At 74.1% G+C, this 18,719-nt stretch carries 11 protein-coding genes; 3 read left to right on the top strand and 8 right to left on the bottom strand.

Annotated features, from left to right (window positions below; translation table 11 throughout):
* The first annotated feature begins 108 nt into the window (after positions 1-108).
* Together ACIBG6_RS13275 and ACIBG6_RS13270 are read left to right on the top strand one after the other, a co-directional pair.
* Positions 109-4,296, top strand: coding sequence for a trypsin-like peptidase domain-containing protein (locus ACIBG6_RS13275; RefSeq protein ID WP_399222726.1), 4,188 nt, complete (start codon positions 109-111; stop codon positions 4,294-4,296).
* A 31-nt stretch (positions 4,297-4,327) separates the two neighbouring features.
* A complete protein-coding gene (locus ACIBG6_RS13270) occupies positions 4,328-5,293 on the top strand; it encodes a bifunctional riboflavin kinase/FAD synthetase (RefSeq protein WP_317599674.1) in 966 nt (321 codons plus the stop codon).
* A gap of 45 nt (positions 5,294-5,338) precedes the next feature.
* Here ACIBG6_RS13270 and ACIBG6_RS13265 read toward each other — a convergent pair whose 3' ends face one another.
* From ACIBG6_RS13265 to eccE, 8 genes are all read right to left on the bottom strand, one after another.
* The gene (locus ACIBG6_RS13265) at positions 5,339-6,355 is read right to left on the bottom strand and encodes an ABC transporter ATP-binding protein (RefSeq protein WP_399222725.1); all 1,017 of its coding nucleotides are present in this window, start codon (positions 6,353-6,355) and stop codon (positions 5,339-5,341) included.
* Positions 6,352-7,317, bottom strand: a complete 966-nt coding sequence (locus ACIBG6_RS13260; protein WP_399222724.1) for an ABC transporter ATP-binding protein — start codon at positions 7,315-7,317, stop codon at positions 6,352-6,354. Before ACIBG6_RS13260 ends, ACIBG6_RS13265 begins: the two co-directional genes overlap by 4 nt.
* A complete protein-coding gene (locus ACIBG6_RS13255; protein ID WP_399222723.1) occupies positions 7,314-8,297 on the bottom strand; it encodes an ABC transporter permease in 984 nt (327 codons plus the stop codon). Before ACIBG6_RS13255 ends, ACIBG6_RS13260 begins: the two co-directional genes overlap by 4 nt.
* Positions 8,294-9,355: an ABC transporter permease gene (locus ACIBG6_RS13250; protein WP_329620891.1), complete on the bottom strand. Its 1,062-nt coding sequence runs from the start codon at positions 9,353-9,355 to the stop codon at positions 8,294-8,296. The genes ACIBG6_RS13255 and ACIBG6_RS13250 overlap by 4 nt, the downstream gene beginning before the upstream one ends.
* Positions 9,356-9,358: 3 nt before the next feature.
* Positions 9,359-11,206: an ABC transporter substrate-binding protein gene (locus tag ACIBG6_RS13245; protein WP_399222722.1), complete on the bottom strand. Its 1,848-nt coding sequence runs from the start codon at positions 11,204-11,206 to the stop codon at positions 9,359-9,361.
* Positions 11,207-11,386: 180 nt separating this feature from the next.
* Complete coding sequence (locus ACIBG6_RS13240; protein WP_399222721.1) at positions 11,387-14,629, bottom strand: SCO5717 family growth-regulating ATPase; 3,243 nt, start codon at positions 14,627-14,629, stop codon at positions 11,387-11,389.
* 216 nt (positions 14,630-14,845) lie between these two features.
* Entirely contained in the window at positions 14,846-15,652 is an 807-nt protein-coding gene (locus ACIBG6_RS13235; protein ID WP_399222720.1) for a hypothetical protein, read from the bottom strand.
* Entirely contained in the window at positions 15,652-16,956 is a 1,305-nt protein-coding gene (gene eccE / locus ACIBG6_RS13230) for a type VII secretion protein EccE (RefSeq protein WP_329625554.1), read from the bottom strand. Before eccE ends, ACIBG6_RS13235 begins: the two co-directional genes overlap by 1 nt.
* A 190-nt stretch (positions 16,957-17,146) precedes the next feature.
* Here eccE and eccB point away from each other — a divergent pair, with 190 nt between their 5' ends.
* A complete protein-coding gene (gene eccB, locus ACIBG6_RS13225) occupies positions 17,147-18,718 on the top strand; it encodes a type VII secretion protein EccB (protein ID WP_399222719.1) in 1,572 nt (523 codons plus the stop codon).
* Position 18,719: the final 1 nt, after the last annotated feature.

Genomic DNA, 18,719 nt, shown 5'->3' with positions numbered 1-18,719 from the left:
TGAGATTCACCCCATCGGGGAGGCGCTCGGAGTGAAACGGGGAGCGTCGGGGGGCGCGTTTGCCGACTTGGTTTTCCGGGTGATCACCGTCGACCTACCGTCGACACCATGGGACGCGGGGACCTGGCGACGCTGGTGGAAATCTGTGATCCGGCGGGCCGGCCGCGCGGTACCGGATTCCTCGCCGATCATCACGGCACGGTCGTGACCAGCCACGAAGCAGTCGACGGGCTCGCGCGCGTCGTCCTGCACGCCCCCGGCGACCTGACCTGGCTCGCCGAGGCCGAAGCCGTCACCCGCCTGCCGGAGCGCGGCCTCGCGCTCGTACGGACCGAAGGGCTCGGCGTCCGCCCCGTCGCGCTCGCGACCCGCCCCGAGATCGAACCCGGCACGTACGTACGGATCGCCGCCCACGGGTGGCGCGAGGCACGGGTCCTCGGCCCGGCCGCCGTCACGTACACCGCCGCCGACCGCTTCCACGTCCTCGCCGACGCCCTCGAACTCGCCATCGGCACCGAGGGCGCGGAGGCGCTCCGCCGCGGGGGCCGGGCCGCGGGCGGCCCCGTCCTCGACACCGCCACCGGCACCGTCGTCGCCGTCCTCGGCACCGCCCTGTACGGCGAGCGCCCCGCCGCCGGGTACGCGGTGCCGCTCCGGCCCGACGGCCCGCTCGCCGCCCTCCTGCGGCGCAACGCGGCCACCGTCCCCGCCTACGGACCGGACCTCAACCTCGCCGGAATCCTGGAGCTCACCGCCACTTCCACCGGCCCCGCGAGGGAACCCGACCCATGGCCGGAGCCCGTCGAACGCCCCGAGTGCGTCCGGGAGTTCGCCCGTTTCACGGCCGGGGAGGCGCTCGTCCTCGCGGTGGTCGGCGCCCCCGGCACCGGCCGCACCACCGCCCTCGCCGCGCTCTGCGCCCGCCGCGCCCAGGGCGCCGCACCCGCCCCGACGGTCCGGCTGCGCGGCGCCGACCTGCGGGCCGAGGACCCCTCGCTCGCCGACGCCGTCGGCCGTGCCCTGCGCCAGGCGGGCCGGATCGTCGCCGCCTCCGGGGCGCTCGGCGACACCGCGACCGCCACTCCGGAGCGGGCCGCCGCCCTCGCCCGGGACGCGGGCCGCCCCCTCCTCGTCGTCCTCGACGGACCCGAGGAGATGCCACCGCTCCTCGCCCACCGCCTCGCCGACTGGACGGCCGCCACCGAGCAGTGGCTGCGCGTCCACGGGGTACGCCTGGTCACGGCCTGCCGCCCCGAGCACTGGGATCTGGCCGGCGCCCTCTACGGCCCGGGAACCCTGCACCGGTCTGCTTCCGGGAACGGGGAAGGCCAGCCCGGCGCCCTCGTACTCGGCCCGTACACCGAGACGGAGGCACGGGCCGTCCGGCAGGGGTACGGGATCGGGGAGACCGACCTCGCCGAGGCGGACGCCCGCCACCCGCTCGCCCTGCGGCTGCTCGCCGAGGTACGGGCGGCGCTCCCGGGCGAGGTGCCGGGGCGGCCGGGCAGGGAGGAGATCTTCACGGCCCATCTGGACCTGATGTGCCTGCGCGTCGCCGTCCGGGTCGCCGCGGGCTCCCGGCCCCTCGTACGGGGGACCGCCGTGCGGCTGCTCGCCGCACGGGTCGCCGGGCAGGTCCACGAGGCCGCCCGCCGCTGTCTCGGCCCGGGCCACGGCGTCCTCGACCGGGCCTCCTTCGAGGAGCTGTTCCCGTGGCGGGAGGGGTGGGCCTCGGCCGTCCTCACCGAGGGCCTCCTCGTCCCCGCGGGCTCCGGCTACCGCTTCGCCCACGAGGAGCTCGCCGACTGGCTCCAGTCCGCCCACCTCGACCTGGACGCGGCCCTGCACGCACTGGTCCACAGCCGGGGCGGGGTGATCCCTCCGCGGGGAGAGGGGGCGGGCTCGGGTACGGCTCCGGGGGCCGAGGCGGCTTCGGGCGCCGAGGAGGCCCAGGGGCGCGATGCCGTGACGGGATCCGGTGCTGCGGCGGGACACGATCCCGGCCCGGGGGGCGGTTCCGCCTCGGGGGGCGGCCCGGTCCCCGCTCTTGGGTGTGCCTCCGCTCCCGGGTCCGATGCTGTCGCGGAGCGCGGGTTCGCTCCCGGATCCGGTCCGCTTCCTGGGTCCGCGTCCGCGTCCGCGCCCGTTCCCGTTCCCGTTCCCGTTCCCGTTCCGGGGCACGGTGCCGACGCCGAGTGGGTCGGCCCTTGGTCCGGCTCCGCTTTCGGGTCCGAGTCCGGGTCCGGGCTCGGCTCTGCTCTCGGCTCGGGTTCCGGTCCCGCTCCTGGGCACAGCGTCGCGCCCGCGCGGGGTTTCGCTTCCGGATCCGGTTGGGCGGCCGTGGCGGGCCCCTGGGCCGTTTCCGCGCCGGTTGGGCGGGGCGGGGTGCTCGTTCCCCTGGCAGGTCCGGCCGGCTCCGTATCTCCCTCTTCCCCTTCCTCTCCCTCTCCCACTCGTCCGGCCGACCGCGCGGCGGTGCCGTGCGCGAGCCCGCCCGACCGGGACCCCGCCGAGCCGGGGAGCGCCGACGCCGAGGTGCCCCGGCAGCGGAGCGCGCCCCCGGCGGATCACCTTCCCGTGCCCCGCCACCGCATCGGCCCCGTTCTCCAGGCGCTGCTGCGCCTCCACCGCGAGCACGGGCCCGGTGCCCTCGCCCCGCGGCTCGCCGCGCTCCTGGAGTCGCTCGACCGGTTCGCGGACGGGGGAGCGCGGGCCGCCGACCCCCGCGCGCCGTCCGGCGGCGCCCGGTCCGCCGAGCCCGCCGCCCCCCACCCGTACGCCGACCCGGTCTGGTGGGCGGTCCGCCTGTTCGGGGAGACCGTGCGTCGGGTGGGCGACCCCCGGCCGTACCTGCCCGTCCTCCGGCTCCTCGCCGATCGGATCGGCGGCCGGCCCGCGCCCCAGCCGGTCTTCGCCGCCTTCGGCGCGGCCTTCTGGCAAGGGCTCCCGCTCGGCGAGGACGAGCGGATCGACCTGCTGCGGCGGCTCGTGCCCGCCGACCCGCCGGCGGGCGAGGCGGCGACCGGCGAGGCGGCGACCGGCGACCGGTGCCTCGACACCGTCGCCGGGATGCTCGTCGCCGATCCCCGGGGCGTCCAGCCGCTGCTGTGCCGTTGGTTCGGCGACGAACGCCCGCTGCCCGCCGCCCCGCACGCCACCGTCGCCACCGCCGCCCAGGCCCTCCTGCACACCCATCGCGGGCTGGCCGTCGACGACCTCTGCGAGGCGCTCGTCTCCACCGCCCACCCGCTCGCCGACGGGCTGCTCGCCTCCCTCGCCGAGGACGAGCCGTCCGCACTCTGCCGGGCCGTCGACCGCTGGGCCCACGACGACGGCCGCCCCGAGCGCCGGGTCGCCGCCGCCGCGTACGGCCATCTCGTCGCCGGCCGCCTCACGGCCCCCGCCGACCGCGAACTCCTCCGCTACGCCGCCCTCGCCCTGCTCGCCCGCCCCGCCGACCAGGCCCTCCACGGCCCCGCCCTCGGCCTGCTCGTCCGCGACCCGCACACCCGCGCCCGCCATCTGCCCCGCGCCATCGCCGAGCCCCGGGTGCCCGCCTCCGCCCTCGCCGAGGCCCTCGCGACCCACCCGGGGCCGGTCCTCACCGCCTTCCGGTCCCGGCTGCACGGCACGGGAGAGGAGGCCGCCGCCGCGCTGCGCGCTCTCGCCGAGATCGACACGCCCGCCCTCACCCGGCACGTCGCCGCCCTCGTCCGCGACTACGTGGCCCGCCTCCCCGAGGGCGCCGGGCACGTGGCCCGCTACGTCGACCGGCGGTTCGAGGATGGCCCGGCCGGCCGGGCCGTCCTCTTCCCCCTGGTCTCGGGGCTGATCCGGGGCCGGCCCGCCGTCGTCCGCCGCGCCCTCGCCCCGGTGCTCGCCGCCCCCGGCACCGGCGCCTCCCGCCATCTGCGGGCCGAGCTGCTCGACGTACTCCTGGAACACGAGCGGTACGAGGCCGAGGCCGGCGAGCTCTCCGTCCTGGACGCCCTTCTGGCGGCCGCCGCCGAGGGCGCCGACCTGCGCAGCGAGCCCCGCACCCGGGAGCTCGTGCACCGGGCCGCCGCCCTGTACACCCGTACGCCCGAAGGCGCCGGACGGCTCGACCGTGCGCTGGCCGGGGTCGCCCGCGAGCGCCCCGGCTTCGCCCTGCTCCTCATCGGCTGGACCGTCGCCGTACCGGGGGAGTGGGCTCCGCTGCTCGGTCCCGAGACCCTCCGGGTGCTGCGGAACCCCGGCACTTCCATGCCGATGCGGACCGACGGGCGCGGGCATGGCAGTCTTAGACCTGCGTAATCGGCGAACAGGCGGACGAGGAGCGGTCACAGTGCAGCGCTGGCGTGGCTTGGAGGACATCCCCCAGGACTGGGGGCGCAGTGTTGTCACCATCGGCTCCTACGACGGGGTGCACCGCGGGCACCAGCTGATCATCGGGCGCGCCGTCGAGCGCGCCCGGGAACTCGGCGTCCCCTCGGTCGTGGTCACCTTCGACCCGCACCCCTCCGAGGTCGTGCGGCCCGGCAGCCACCCGCCGCTGCTCGCCCCGCACCACCGGCGCGCCGAGCTGATCGCGGGCCTCGGCGTCGACGCGGTGCTCGTGCTGCCGTTCACCGCCGAGTTCTCCCAGCTCTCCCCGGCGGACTTCATCGTCAAGGTGCTCGTCGACAAGCTGCACGCCAGGGCCGTCATCGAGGGCCCCAACTTCCGCTTCGGCCACCGGGCCGCCGGAAACGTCGCGTTCCTCGCCGAGCTCGGCGAGACGTACGACTACGAGGTCGAGGTCATCGACCTGTACGTCAGCGGCACGGCCGGCGGCGGTCAGCCGTTCTCCTCCACCCTCACCCGCCGACTCGTCGCCGAGGGCGACATGGCCGGCGCGGCTGAGATCCTCGGCCGCCCGCACCGCGTCGAGGGCATCGTGGTGCGCGGCGCGCAGCGCGGCCGCGAGCTCGGCTTCCCGACGGCCAACGTCGAGACCCTGCCGCACACGGCGATCCCGGCGGACGGCGTCTACGCCGGCTGGCTGACCGCCGCCGGCGAGCGCATGCCGGCGGCGATCTCCGTCGGCACGAACCCGCAGTTCGACGGCACGGAGCGGACGGTCGAGGCGTACGCGATCGACCGCGAGGGCCTCGACCTGTACGGGCTCCACGTGGCCGTGGACTTCCTGGCCTACGTGCGCGGCATGCTCAAGTTCGACACCCTCGACGACCTGCTGCTCGCGATGGCGGCGGACGTGAAGCGGAGCCGTGAGCTGACGGACACGTACGACCGGGAGAACCCCGCCGTCTAGGGCCTGTTCGTCACCACGTGACGAGGAGCTCCTTCGGACCGCGGATCAGCCCGTCGTCTCCCGCGCCACCCAGTGGCACGCCACCGCCCGTGCCCCGCCGCCGTCGAGGACCGGCAGGCTCTCGCCCCGGCAGCGGTCCGCGACCGCGGCGGCCTCGCCCGAGGCGAGGACCTGGCAGCGGGCGTGGAAACGGCAGCCGGACGGGATGCGGGACGGGTCCGGCGGCTCGCCGGTCAGCACGACCGGAGCGCCCCCGGATTCGGGCAGGACCGACAACAGCGCCCGCGTGTACGGATGTTGCGGAGCCGTCAGGACGGACTCCACGGGGCCCGTCTCCACGACCCGGCCCAGGTACATCACCGCCACCCGGTCCGCGATGTTCCACGCGAGTCCCAGGTCGTGCGTCACCACCAGGGCCGAGAGGCCGAGTTCGTCCCGCAGGCGCAGCAGCAGCGCCAGGATCTCGCCCCGTACGGACGCGTCGAGCGACGCCACCGGCTCGTCGGCGACGATCAGTTCGGGTTCCAGGACGAGCGCGCCCGCGATGACCACGCGCTGCCGCTGACCGCCGGACAGCTCGTGCGGATAGCGCAGGAAGAAGCGCTCCGGCGGCCGGAGCCCGGCCCGTGCGAGGGCCCCGGCGACCGCCTCCCGCTCGTCCCCCGCGTAGCCGTGGATCCGCAGCCCCTCCGCCACCGCGTCGTACACGGTGTGCCGGGGGTTCAGCGAACCGCTCGGGTCCTGGAGGACCAGCTGGGCCCGCTTCCGGTAGGCCTTGAGGGCCCCGGAGGAGTACGCGAGCGGCTTCCCGTCGAAGGAGACCGTGCCCGACGTGGGCCGCACCAGGCCCAGGAGCGAGCGGGCCAGTGTCGTCTTGCCGCACCCCGACTCGCCGACGAGCGCGACGATCTCGCCGGCGCCGATGTCCAGGTCCACGCCGTCCACCGCGCGGGCGGGCGGGGCGCCCCGCCGCCCCGGGAAGACGACGTGCAGGCCGCTGGCCGCGAGCAGTGGACCCGTGGGGGCGTCCGCGTCCCGGACGGCGCTCGCGACGGTACTCATGACGTACTCCCCACGTGTACGCAGGCGGCCCGGCGCCCGGCGCCCGCCTCCCGCAGTTCCTGGTCCTCCGCCGCGCAGACGTCCACGGCCACCGCGCAGCGCGGATGGAAGGCGCAGCCGCCCGGCAGGTCCGCCGGGTCCGGCGGGTCGCCCGGCAGGCCGCGCGGCGCCCGCCGGGAGGCGAGATCGCCGATCCGGGGGAACGCCGAGGACAGCGCCCGCCCGTACGGGTGCTCGGCGGCCTCGTACACCGCCCGCGCCGGGCCCTCCTCGACGACCCGCCCCGCGTACATCACGGCCAGCCGGTCGCAGGTGTCGGCGAGGACGGCCAGGTCGTGGCTGATCATCAGGAGGCTGATGGACTGCTCGGCGACGAGTCCCTCGATCAGCCGCAGGATCTGCGCCTGGATCATCACGTCGAGCGCGGTCGTCGGCTCGTCCGCGACGATCAGCCGCGGGTCGCAGGCGAGCGCCATCGCGATCATCACGCGCTGCCGCTGGCCGCCGGACAGCTCGTGCGGGTAGGCGGCCGCGCGGGCGGCGGGCAGCCCGACGTGTTCGAGCAGCTCGCCCACGCGTCTGCGGGCAGCAGCCGGGGTCGACCGGCCGTGCACGAGCAGCGGCTCGGCGATCTGGTCCCCGATCCGGTGGACGGCGTTGAGCGAGTGCATCGCGCCCTGGAAGACGATCGACGCGCCCGCCCAGCGGACGGCCCGCAGCCGTCCCCACGACATGGCGAGGACGTCCTCGCCGTCGAGGAGGACCTCGCCTTCGATCCGCGCCGAGGCCGGGAGCAGCCGCAGCAGCGCGAGCGCGAGCGTCGACTTGCCGCAGCCGGACTCGCCCGCCACGCCCAGTTTGGTCCCCGCCTCCAGGGTCAGGTCGACCCCGCGTACGGCGGGCACGGCGGCGGCCCCCGAGCCGTACGTCACCCGCAGGTCCTTGATCTCGAGCAGGCTCAACGCCCCACCCCCAGCTTCGGGTTGAGAACGGCCTCGACGGCCCGGCCGCAGAGGGTGAACGCGAGCGCGACCAGCGCGATCGCGATGCCGGGCGGGGCCAGGTACCACCAGTGGCCGGAGGAGACCGCGCCCGCCTCCCGGGCGTCCTGGAGCATCCCGCCCCAGGAGACGACCGTCGGGTCGCCGAGTCCGAGGAAGGCGAGGGTCGCCTCGGTGAGGATGGCCGTCGAGATGCCCAGCGTGGTCTGCGCGAGCACCAGCGGCATCACGTTCGGCAGGACGTGCTTGCTCATGACGTGCCGGTGACCGCCGCCGAGCGCGGTCGCCCGCTCGATGTACGGGCGGGACTCGACCGCGATCGTCTGCGCCCGCACGAGGCGGGCCGTCGTCGGCCAGGAGGTCACGCCGATCGCCAGGACCACCGTCCACATCGACCGGGACATGACCGTGGCGAGCACGATCGCGAGGACCAGGGTCGGCATCACCAGGAACCAGTCGGTGATCCGCATGATGACCGTCGAGAACCAGCCGCCGTAGTGTCCGGCGATGATTCCCACCAGGGTGCCGACGGCGACCGAGAGGGCCGCCGCGAGCAGCCCCACGAGCAGCGAGATCCGGGCTCCCCAGATCAGGAGCCCGAGCAGCGAGCGCCCGAACTGGTCGGTGCCGAGCGGGAATTCGGCGCTCGGCGGCTCCAGTGCCGTACCCGGCGCCTGGGTCACCGACTGGACGTCGGCGCCGACGGTCAGCGGGGCGGTGAGGGCGAGCAGCGCGATGAGGGCGAGCCCGGCCAGGCCGTAGAGGCCGGCGCGGTGGGTGCGGTACTGCTTCCAGAAGCGGGCGACGGAGGCCCTGCGGCGCTGCCACGCCAGGGACGTCGCGGTGGAGGGCGTCTTGGCGGCCTTCTTGGCGGGCTGGGTGTTGGTAGCCGTCTCGGCAGTCGAGTCAGCAGTTGTCTCGGTCTTCTTCGCGGTCGTCATCGGCCCACCCGGGGATCGAGCAGCGGATAGAGCAGGTCGGCGATCAGGTTCATGAGGATCATCGCCCCGGCGAAGACCACGAAAAGGCCCTGGACGAGCGGCAGGTCGGGCACGCTGAGCGCCTGGTAGAACAGCCCGCCGAGGCCCGGCCAGGAGAACACCGTCTCCACCAGGATCGAGCCGGCCGCCACATGACCCAGGTTGATGAAGATCATGGTGACGGTCGGGAGCAGCGCGTTCGGTACGGCGTGCCGGCGCCGTACGACGTCGTCGCGCAGCCCCTTCGCCCGTGCCGTCGTCAGGTAGTCGCCGCCCATCTCGTCGAGGAGTGAGGAGCGCATCACGAGCAGCGTCTGCGCGTAGCCGACGGCCACGAGCGTGACGACCGGCAGGACCAGGTGATGGGCGACGTCGAGGACGTACGCGAAGCCGGTCTCACCGGTCCCCGACTCCATGCCGCCGGTCGGGAAGAGCCCCGGGATCGGCCCCATGCCGACCGAGAACACGATGATGAGCAGCAGCCCGAGCCAGAACGAGGGCACCGACCACAGGGTCAGCGCGATCCCCGTGTTCAGCTTGTCGCCGAGACCGCCGTGGCGCCAGGCCGAGCGCGTGCCGAGCCAGAGCCCGAGCGCCGAGTAGATCACCACGGCCACCCCGGTGAGCAGCAGCGTCGCGGGCAGCTTCTCCGCGATCAGCTCCCCGACGGGGGCACGGAACTGGAACGAGGTGCCGAGATCACCGCTCAGCGCCTTGGCGCAGTAGTCGGTGAACTGCTGCCAGAGCGGCAGATCGAGCCCGAACTGGCGTCGGAGCGTCGCGAGTTGCTCCGCCGTGGTGGGCACGCCGTGGGTCATCGCCTTCACCGGGTCACCGGGGATGATCCGGAAGAGGAAGAAGCTGGTGACCAGGACGGCGAGGAGCGAGACGAGCGCGCCGCCCAGCTTCCCCGCCGCGTGGCGGAGATAGCCGAGGGAGGAACCGGTGCGGGGTGCGCCGTCCGTGGCGCGGGCCTCTTCGGCCCGCGCCACGTCGGCGGGGGTGCTTGCCGTCGTCACGGACTACTCGCGGTCGTCGGCGGTGGTGCGGCGGCGCCGGGCGGCCCAGACGCCGACGCCGACGATGACGATCGCGGCCGCGCCGATGCCGATGATCAGTCCGGTGGACGAGCCGCCGCCCTCGTCACCGGACGCCGAGGCCGAGGCGGTGGGCACGGCCGACCACCAGCTCCAGTAGCCGTCCTGTCCCCACAGGTTGCCGGCGGCCTCCGGCATGGTCGTGATGGACTTGATCTGGTCCGTGCGGTACGCCTCCAGGGCGTTCGGGTAGGCCATGATGTTCATGTACCCCGTGTCGTACAGCCGGGACTGCATCCGCTTGACCAGATCCGCCCGCTTGGCGGCGTCGTACTCCACCGCCTGCTGCGCGTAGAGCGTGTCGAACTCCTTGTCGCAGATGAAGTTGTCGGTGGCGCCGCTGTCCTTCGGCGTCGCCGGCAGCGTGCCGCAGGTGTGGATCGACAGGACGTAGTCCGGGTCGGGGTTGACCGACCAGCCGTCGAAGGCGAGGTCGTAGTCGCCCTTGACCCACGGGTCGGAGACGCTGTCCAGGCATTCGACCTTCAGCCCGATGCCGAGCTCGCCCCACCACTCCTGGAGGTACTTGCCGATCGCCTTGTCGTTCGGGTCGGTGGCGTGACAGAGGATGCGGAAGTCCAGCGCCTTGCCGTCCTTGCCGACCCGCTTGCCGTCGGCGTTCTTCCTGTACCCGGCGGCGTCGAGTACCTTCTCCGCCGCGACCGGGTCGTACGCCCGCTTCTGCGTGGCCTCCGGCTTCCAGAAGTACGAGCCGAAGCGCGGCGGGATGTACCCCTCGCCCTCGACGGCGTGTCCCTGGAAGACCTTGTCGACGATGGTCGTCCGGTCGACCGCGAGGAAGAGCGCCTTGCGCACCGCCGGGTCGAGCAGCGCCTTGTGGCCGTTGCCGAAGGTCTTGCCGTCCTGGGAGCGGGCGCCCGGGTTGGTGGCGATGGCGAAGAAGCGCCGGCCGGGCGCGTCGTTCACCTTGATGTCCTTCTGTGTCTTCAGCGCCGCCGCCTGGGCGGGCGTCAGATTCGGTACGAAGGACACCTCGCCCTTCTGGAGCGCGGCGACGGCGGCGTCACCGTCCTTGTAGTACTTGAACACCAGCTCGTCGAACTTGGGTGCGCCCCGCCAGAACGTCTTGTTCGGCTTGAGCTTGATGTACTGGTCGACCTTGAAGTCGGTGATGACGAAGGGGCCGTTGCCGACGATCGGGAACTGCTGGTCGTTGTTGAACTTCGAGAAGTCGCCGACCTTCTCCCAGACGTGCTTCGGCACGATCGGCACGTCGAGCGCCGTCATCGTCGCCTGCGGCTTCTTGAGCTCGATGACGAGCGTCTTCGGGTCGGGGGCGGTGACCTTCTTGAAGTTGGCCGTGAAGCTGCCGTTCGCGGTGGCGGCGTTCGGGTCGGTCATCATCTTGTTGAAGGTCCAGGCCGCGTCCTCGGCGGTGGCCGGCTTCCCGTCGGACCACTTCGAGTCCTCGCGGATCGTGTACGTCCACGTCAGCTTGTCCGCCGAGGGCGTCCACGCGGTCGCCAGGCCCGGGACCGTCCGGGCGTCCTTGGCGTCGTAGTTGGTGAGGTACTCGTACGCCAGCCGGTGGATGCTGGTCGAGGTGAGCTTCTGGGCGAGGAACGGGCTCAGCGAGTCGATGCTCTGCGAGACGGCCACCGTGAGGGTGGCCGAGCCGCTCTTGTCGTCGCCGTCGTCGGCCTGCGCGGCCTGGGGGACGGCCGCGAGCGCGGTGGCGGCGACGCCCGTGGCGAGAAACAGCCGGAGGAGTCTTCGGGGGGCGGCCGGACGGGAAGGGACCTTCGTGACCATGACCATAGGACGTGACCTCGTGTCGTGGATCTTGGGGGCGCCAACTGGTGAAGCGAAGGTCTATCAGCGGCGGCCGACCGCGTCAACGATGCCTCAAACCCCTTGTGGGCTGCGGGAATGCCAAGAGGCCCCGTATCGGACGACCGATACGGAGCCTCATTGGTCTAAGCCTGTGACGCCTTACTGCTGAGGGGCTGGCGGAGCCTGCGGAGGCCCCTGGGGGTCGGTCTGCGGGGGCAGCGGCTGCCCGGCCTGGGGCTGCGCCGGATCCTGCGGCGGCTGCTGCTGTTGCCAGGCCTGCGGCACTCCGGCCTGACCCGTCTGGCCTGCCTGCCCCGGCTGCCCGGGCTGTCCCGGCTGCTGCGGATAGGGCTGCGGGGTCTGGGCCGCGTACGGCTGACCGGGTGCCGGCTGCCCCGGCGCGTACTGGCCCGGCGCGTACTGCCCGGGCACCGGCTGACCCGGCATCGGCTGACCCGGCTGGGGGTACGCCTGCGGGGGGTACGGCTGCTGCGCCTGCGCCGGGTACGGCTGCCCGGGCTGCGGCGCCTGGGGCGCGTACGGCTGACCCGGCGCGGGCTGCCCGGGCGCGTACTGGCCGGGCATGGGCTGACCCGGCATCGGCTGCCCGGGTGCGTACTGGCCAGGCGCGGGCTGCCCCGGCACCGGCTGGCCGGGCGGGAACTGTCCGGGCATGGGCTGTCCGGGCATCGGCTGGCCAGGGGCGTACTGCCCGGGTGCGGGCTGCCCCGGCGCGTACTGCTCGGGCATCGGCTGGCCCGGCATCGGCGGGGCCATGTGGGGAGGCAGCCCGCCCTGGCCGTCGCCGGTCCACAGCCCCTGCACCTGCTGCGCACGGACGAAGTCCTCGGCCACCATCGCCGACAGGTGGAAGTACGCCTCGCGCGTCTTCGGCCGCATCATGTCGAGGTCCACCTCGGCGCCTGCCGACAGGTGCTCGTCGAAGGGCACGACCACGACACCGCGGCAGCGGGTCTGGAAGTGCTGCACGATGTCCTCGACCTTGATCATCTTGCCGGTCTCGCGGACACCCGAGATGACCGTGATCGAGCGCTGCACCAGGTCCGCGTAGCCGTGCGCGGACAGCCAGTCCAGCGTCGTCGACGCGCTGGACGCGCCGTCCACGGAGGGCGTGGAGATGATGATCAGCTGATCGGCGAGGTCGAGCACGCCCCGCATGGCGCTGTACAGCAGACCCGTACCCGAGTCCGTGAGGATGATCGGGTACTGCTTGCCGAGGACGTCGATCGCGCGCCGGTAGTCCTCGTCGTTGAACGTCGTCGAGACGGCCGGGTCCACGTCGTTGGCGAGGATCTCCAGACCGGACGGCGCCTGCGAGGTGAACCGGCGGATGTCCATGTACGAGTTCAGGTACGGGATCGCCTGCACCAGGTCGCGGATGGTCGCCCCGGTCTCGCGCCGCACGCGGCGGCCGAGGGTGCCGGCGTCCGGGTTGGCGTCGATCGCCAGGATCTTGTCCTGCCGCTCGGTCGCCAGGGTCGCGCCGAGCGCGGTCGTCGTCGTGGTCTTGCCGACACCGCCCTTGAGCGAGATGACCGCGATCCGGTAGCAGGAGAGGACGGGCGTACGGATCAGCTCCAGCTTCCGCTGCCGCTCCGCCTCCTCCTTCTTGCCGCCGAGCTTGAAGCGGGCGGCCGCGCCGCTGGGGTTGCGGCTCGACTTCGGCTTCTGCTTGTTGTTCCGAAGGAGCCGGTCCGAGGACAGCTCCACGGCCGCGTTGTAGCCGAGGGGGGCGCCCGGCACGGACCGCTCGCGCTGATCGTGCGTCACGGGCGAGGGCCAGGCGGCCCCGGTCCGCGGGTCGACGGGCGGCTGCGCCTCCTGCGGCGGTACGGCGCCGGGGTGCGGGTAGCCGTACCCGTCCGCGGCCTGCGCCTGCGGCGGCACACCGCCGGGCTGCTGCTGCGGGTAGCCGTAACCGCCCTGCGGCGACTGCGGGGGAGTACCGGGCTGCTGCTGCGGGAAGCCGTAGCCACCCTGCGGCGCCTGCGGAGGAGTACCGGCGTGCGGGAAGCCGTAGCCGCCGCCCTGGGGGGCCTGCGGGGGTACGGCGCCGGGCTGCGGATATCCGTAAGCGCCCGGAGCCTGCGGTGCCACGGGAGCCTGCGGCGGTACGGGAGCGGGGGCGGCGGGCCCGGGCGCGCCGGGCGCCGCCGGCGCGGACCACTCGGCGGTGGGCGGCAGCGGCGCGGCCTGGGGCACCGGCTGGGCGCCCGGAACCGACTGTGCGGGCCACTGCTGCGCGGGCGCGGGCGCGGCCGGCTGGAACGACGGCGGCAGCGGCGGCAGACCGGCCCCGCCCTGCGGGGCGGCGGGCGGATAGGCCCCGGGGGCCTGGTCGGCCTGGGGCACGGCGCCCGGGAGCGGTCCCGGAGCCGCAGGCGCGAAGTCCGGCTGCGCGGCGCCGGGGAAGGGCGCCGGAGCGGCGTCGGGCTGGGGCGCGGCGCCCGGGAAGGGTCCCGGTGCCGTGGCGTCACTGGCCTCGGGGTCCGCGGCCGGTGCGGCGACGACGCCGTGCTCCGTACCGCCGTCCGCGTCGGCGACAGGATCGGCGTCAGCGGCATCAGCGTCGGTCTCGGCGTCCGCCGCGGGGGCCGGCGGGGTGTCCGTCGGCCCACCGTCGGTGTCGGGCGCGGCCGTCACCACGTCGTCCGAGCTCGTCGCGGCCGCGGCCGCGTCCGTGCCGGCCGCCGGCGCTCCGGCGGAGGCGTCGCCCTCGACGGTTCCCGGCACCTCGGCACCGTCCGTACCGGCAGCCTCCCCGCCGGCGGCCTCGCCCCGCGCGGCCTTCGCCGCGGCCGAGCGCTCGGCCATCTCGCGCTTGAGCGAGCCGGGAGAGAAACGCATGGTCGCGCCGCTCTCCACGTCGCCGCCGCCGAACGGCTCACCGGCCCCGGCGCTCGCCGCCGCGGGCGCCTCGGGCGCGGGCGCGGGGATCGGCAGGGGCACGGGTGCGGTCGCGGCAGGTACGGGCAGCGGCGCGGGCGGCACAGCGACCGGCATCTCCGGCGTACCCATGGCAGGCGCCACCGGGGTCACCGGAGCGACAGGCCCCACCGGAGCGACAGGCGCCACCGGCGTCGGAGCCACCGGAGCCACCGGAGCCACCGGGCTCACCGGCGCCACCGGCTGCTGCGCGCCGCCCCAGCCGGGCTCGAAGCCGCTGCCCGCCGGGAGCCCGGGCACCGCGACCGGCGCCCCGCTCGGCGGCGGGGGAGTGGCACCGCCCGCCGCCGCACCGCCCGACGCGTTCTGCGTGTACCAGGCGGGCGGGGTGTAGTCGATGGTGAACTCACCCGTCATCTCGGCGGGATCCGCGTCGGACTGATCGTCGGCGGGTGGATTCCAACCCCCGTGGATCTCGTCGCGATCGCCGTTCACTTTGCCTCCTGGTGTGGTCGAGCACCCTTGTGCCGTTGTGGGCGGGGCTCTTCCAGCCTAATCGGCGCGGCATCCCGCGGGCAGGCCCGGCAGCCGCTCCGCGACAGCGGTTCCGACCGGGTCAAGCCCCCAAGTGACCCGGTCGCGTCGCAGAGTGAGAACCCCGACCGTTCAAATCAGTGCAAAAACGGACGTACTTGAACGACTTCGTGCCGCTCAGTCCATTCTGCGCGCGCCGCCCAACAATCCGGTCTCGGCGTCCGTCGCCTGTGTCATCACGAACTGCCGGTCGCCGGGGGTGCACCAGAGGGTCACCCCGTCCGCGAGCGTCGACAGCGCCTCGTACTCGTGGCGCGGGAGGCCCATGATGCGGCCGATCTGCGTGGCCTCGTCCGGGGAGACCCGCTGGACGCCGACCAGCGAGGACTTCTCGAGCAGCCGGGGCGCGACCGGGCTCAGGTACGGGAGCAGCGTCACGACCGACTGCCAGGGCGCCGACACGACACGGCCGCGCGGCGGCCGCATGCCGCAGTCGCGCACCACGACGACCGGGCTGCCCGCCGAGGCGCCTTGCGGCGGCACCCGGCCCACGTCGTGCAGCGAGACGCACGGCTGACCGCCGCCCGCCGCCTGTGCGAGCGGGGTCCACGCCTGGGCGCGGCCGGTCTCGACGGCCACGCGCGCGCCGGTGGCGGCCGCGCGCAGCGCGAGCACCTGGGCGGTCCACAGGCCGCCGATGAGCGTGATGTCGTACGGGACGGGCCGGTTGATGCCGAGGACGGCGGGCCGGCTCTCGGCGTCCACACCGATCACGACGCCGTCGTCCCCGACGGGCAGGGCCAGCGCGTCGAGCTGATCGACGGGTACGGAGTGCCGGTCGCGGCGCGGCCCGACGAGCCCGAAACCGAACCGGGGCCGCGCGTCCCGCCCCGCACGCCCGGAAGCGCGCGAGGAGCGGGAGTCGCGGCGGGAGGACGGCGCACCGGAACCCGGCGGCGTACCGAATGGAGAGGCGTGGGACATCAGCGCGCACCCCCCAGCGGCAGCGTCGCGAGCATGCCCGGCACCTGTTCCCGGTCGAGCCGCACCAGGCCCGTGCGCACCCCGCGCGCCGCGCGCTCCAGTTCGTGCCGCGCGGCGACCAGTTCCTCGTCGCTGCGCCCGGTGATCCGCACGTGTCCGGTCACCGTCACCTCCTGCCGGTCCCCGCCGCTGAGCGTCAGGCTGAACGTCGTCGCGAGCGCGGGCAGCGAGGTCAGCAGGGCCACCAGCTGCGGCATCGAGGCGCCCGCGCTGCCGCCGGGACCGCCCAACTGGGGCCAGCGCCCCACCCAGTACGTCGTGTGGCGCCGGTCGTCGACCCGCCAGGTCCGCGCGGTCTCCTGCGTCCGCCGTGCCTGCGCCTGCCCGCGGCCCGCCTGCGCGATCGCCATCGGGCTCGCACAGGTCGAGGTCGCGATCGCCGAGGTCAGCTCCTGCTCGGTCAGCACGCTCGCCCGGAATCCGGCGCCCGCGAGACGGCTCGCCAGCTGGTCCGCCGCCCGCACCACGCACTTCTGCGCGCCCGTCATGCCGCCGCCGCGCGCGGCGACCGCCTCCGGGCACAGCTCGGGGTCGAGCTTGAGCGCGATCCAGGTGATCCGCACCGCGGGCGAACCCGTCTGCGCCTGGAGCGGCCCGTAGTTGCGCGCGGCCATCGACTGCGCCGGCAGGTGCGGCGCGGGAGCGGGCTGCGTGTGCTGCACGATCTGCGCCGACTCCAGCCGGATGCCGTCCACGCTCAGGACGTCCCGCACGAGCCCGACGGGCAGCGGCCGCGCCCCGCGGTCAGGCCGCAGCGCAGTGCCGTCCGACTCGACCCGCAGCACGGCGGTCAGGAAGGTGCCGTCGCCGATCATCCCGACCGGCCGCCGGTCACGGTCGCTGTACGCGTACGTCCGCAGCGCCGGGTCGCACTCCACGACCGGGGCGAGCCCCGGCTCCGTGCCCTCCGGCACGGCGAAGGAGGCCGCCCGGCGCGACCGGGCGCGCAGCGCGAGGAAGGTGCCGAGCCACTCGGGCAGCGACCGCCGGTGCCGGCGTACGAGCGCCAGCAGGACGAGCACGAGGGCGACCACGCCCGCGGGCACCAGCATCAGCTGGTCCACGACCCAGGCGACGGCGAGCAACGCCGCCGCCACCTCTATCAGTACGAGCTGTTGCAATCGGAACGAACCGAAGTGTCCGGGACGTGCCTGAAGCCTCGGTGAGACCGAGGAAACGGATCCCGTGGAAGGGGGTGCGGAAGGTGTGGCCGCGCCGGGCCGCGTCCGCGTGGCGGAAGCCATGATGGAGAATCCCCCTCAATTCGTCCCGATCGCCCTGGCCCGCCAGGGCTTTGGCGGCCGGATCACCCTACCCGCCCCACGAACACCACGGGACAGCAGGCATAGTAGGGGGCCGGTCCGACAGCCGGGGCCCGGGTGTCACCTCCCCCGGACCCCGCGCGAAGACTGCGCCTGACGAGAATGGGGACTCATGGCATCGCGCCGGGACGAGCTCAACGCGTACACCTTTGCGAAGAAGCGCACGGTGGCGGCATTCCTCCAACCCTCGCCCTCCGGCACGGAGGAGGGGGCGCCGAGGCCGCTGCGTGCGATCATCCCCGGCCTCATCGTCGCCGCGCTGGTCATCGCGGGATTCGGCGCCTGGGGCATGTTCAGCCCGCAGGCCCCCAAGGGCTGGGACGTCCCCGGCACCCGGGTGATCGTCGGCAAGCAGTCGACGACCCGGTACGTCGTCCTGGAGACGGGCAAGGGCAAGGACGCCAAGACGCTCCTCCACCCCGTCCTCAACCTCGCCTCCGCCCGGCTCCTGCTCAACCCCGACCAGTTCCAGGTCGTGCAGGTCAGTGACAAGAAGCTCGACGAGGACAAGCAGCGCGGCCCGATCCTCGGCATCCCCTACGCCCCCGACCGGCTGCCGGCCGCGGACGACGCGGGCGCGGAGAAGCGCTGGGCCGTCTGCGAGCAGCCCGGCGGCGGCAAGGGCGCCAGCGTCCAGAAAGCGACCTTCCTCTTCGCCCAGCGCGACCTCAAGCGCACCGAGGACAAGAACAAGCTCGGCGACGGGGAGATCCTGTACGTCAAGGGCCAGAAGGGCGCCGCCCAGTTCATCGTCGACCACACCGGCACCAAGTACCCGGTGAAGGCCGACCGGGCCGGACTGCTCACCGCCCTCGTCGGCCTCGACAAGGGCCTCAACAAGGAGCCGCAGCCCGTCACCGACGACTGGCTCGCCACCCTGAAGACCGGCGACGCGATCGACTTCCCGACGCTCAAGGGTCTCGGCGGCACGGTCGGCGCCGCCGCCGACATCCCGGGCGCCGACCTCAACGGGATCGAGAGCCGGATCGGCATGGTGCTCCTCGGCCAGACCGGTTCCGGTCCCCAGCACTACGTCGTGCTGCCCGGCAAGGTCCAGCCCGTATCCGCGTTCACCGCCTGGCTCCTCATCAACTCCCCGGAGACCGGCGTCCTCGACATGGACGGCAAGCCCGCCACCGTCGACTCCTCGTCCTTCGTCCCGGACCCGACTGTCTTCAACGGCACGGCGAAGTGGCCGCAGAAGAGGTCCAAGGCGGTCAACTCCTCCACCGGCGAGGGCGCCCGCGACACCATCTGCAGCGTCCTCACCGACGTCGACGAGAAGGGCGACACGACCCTCGCCACCTGGGCGGGCACCAAGTACCCCGCCGAGATCACGGCCGGCGGCACCAGCACGTACGTCACCCCGGGCAGCGGCCTGCTCTACATGCAGGTCCAGGGCCAGGGCCAGCAGAAGACCCCGGACGGCTCGCTCTTCCTCGTCACCGACACCGGCCTGCGCTACGCCGTCCAGGCCAACGGCGACAGCGACGCCGCCCGTTCCGAGATCGGCACCGGGGACCAGGAGAAGCAGGCCGACGGACGCCCGGAACCCTCCGAGGCCCAGAAGCGTCTGGGCTACGAGAAGGTCATGCCGGTCCTCGTCCCGATCGAATGGTCGGAGTTCCTGTCGAAGGGCCCGCGACTCGACACCAACAGCGCGCGTCAGCCGCAGGGTTCCTAGG

The organism is Streptomyces sp. NPDC050842 (assembly GCF_044456565.1).
Lineage (GTDB): Bacteria > Actinomycetota > Actinomycetes > Streptomycetales > Streptomycetaceae > Streptomyces.
The sequence above is the reverse complement of the archived record's forward strand: the minus strand, read 5'-3'. Positions and strand labels throughout refer to the sequence as shown.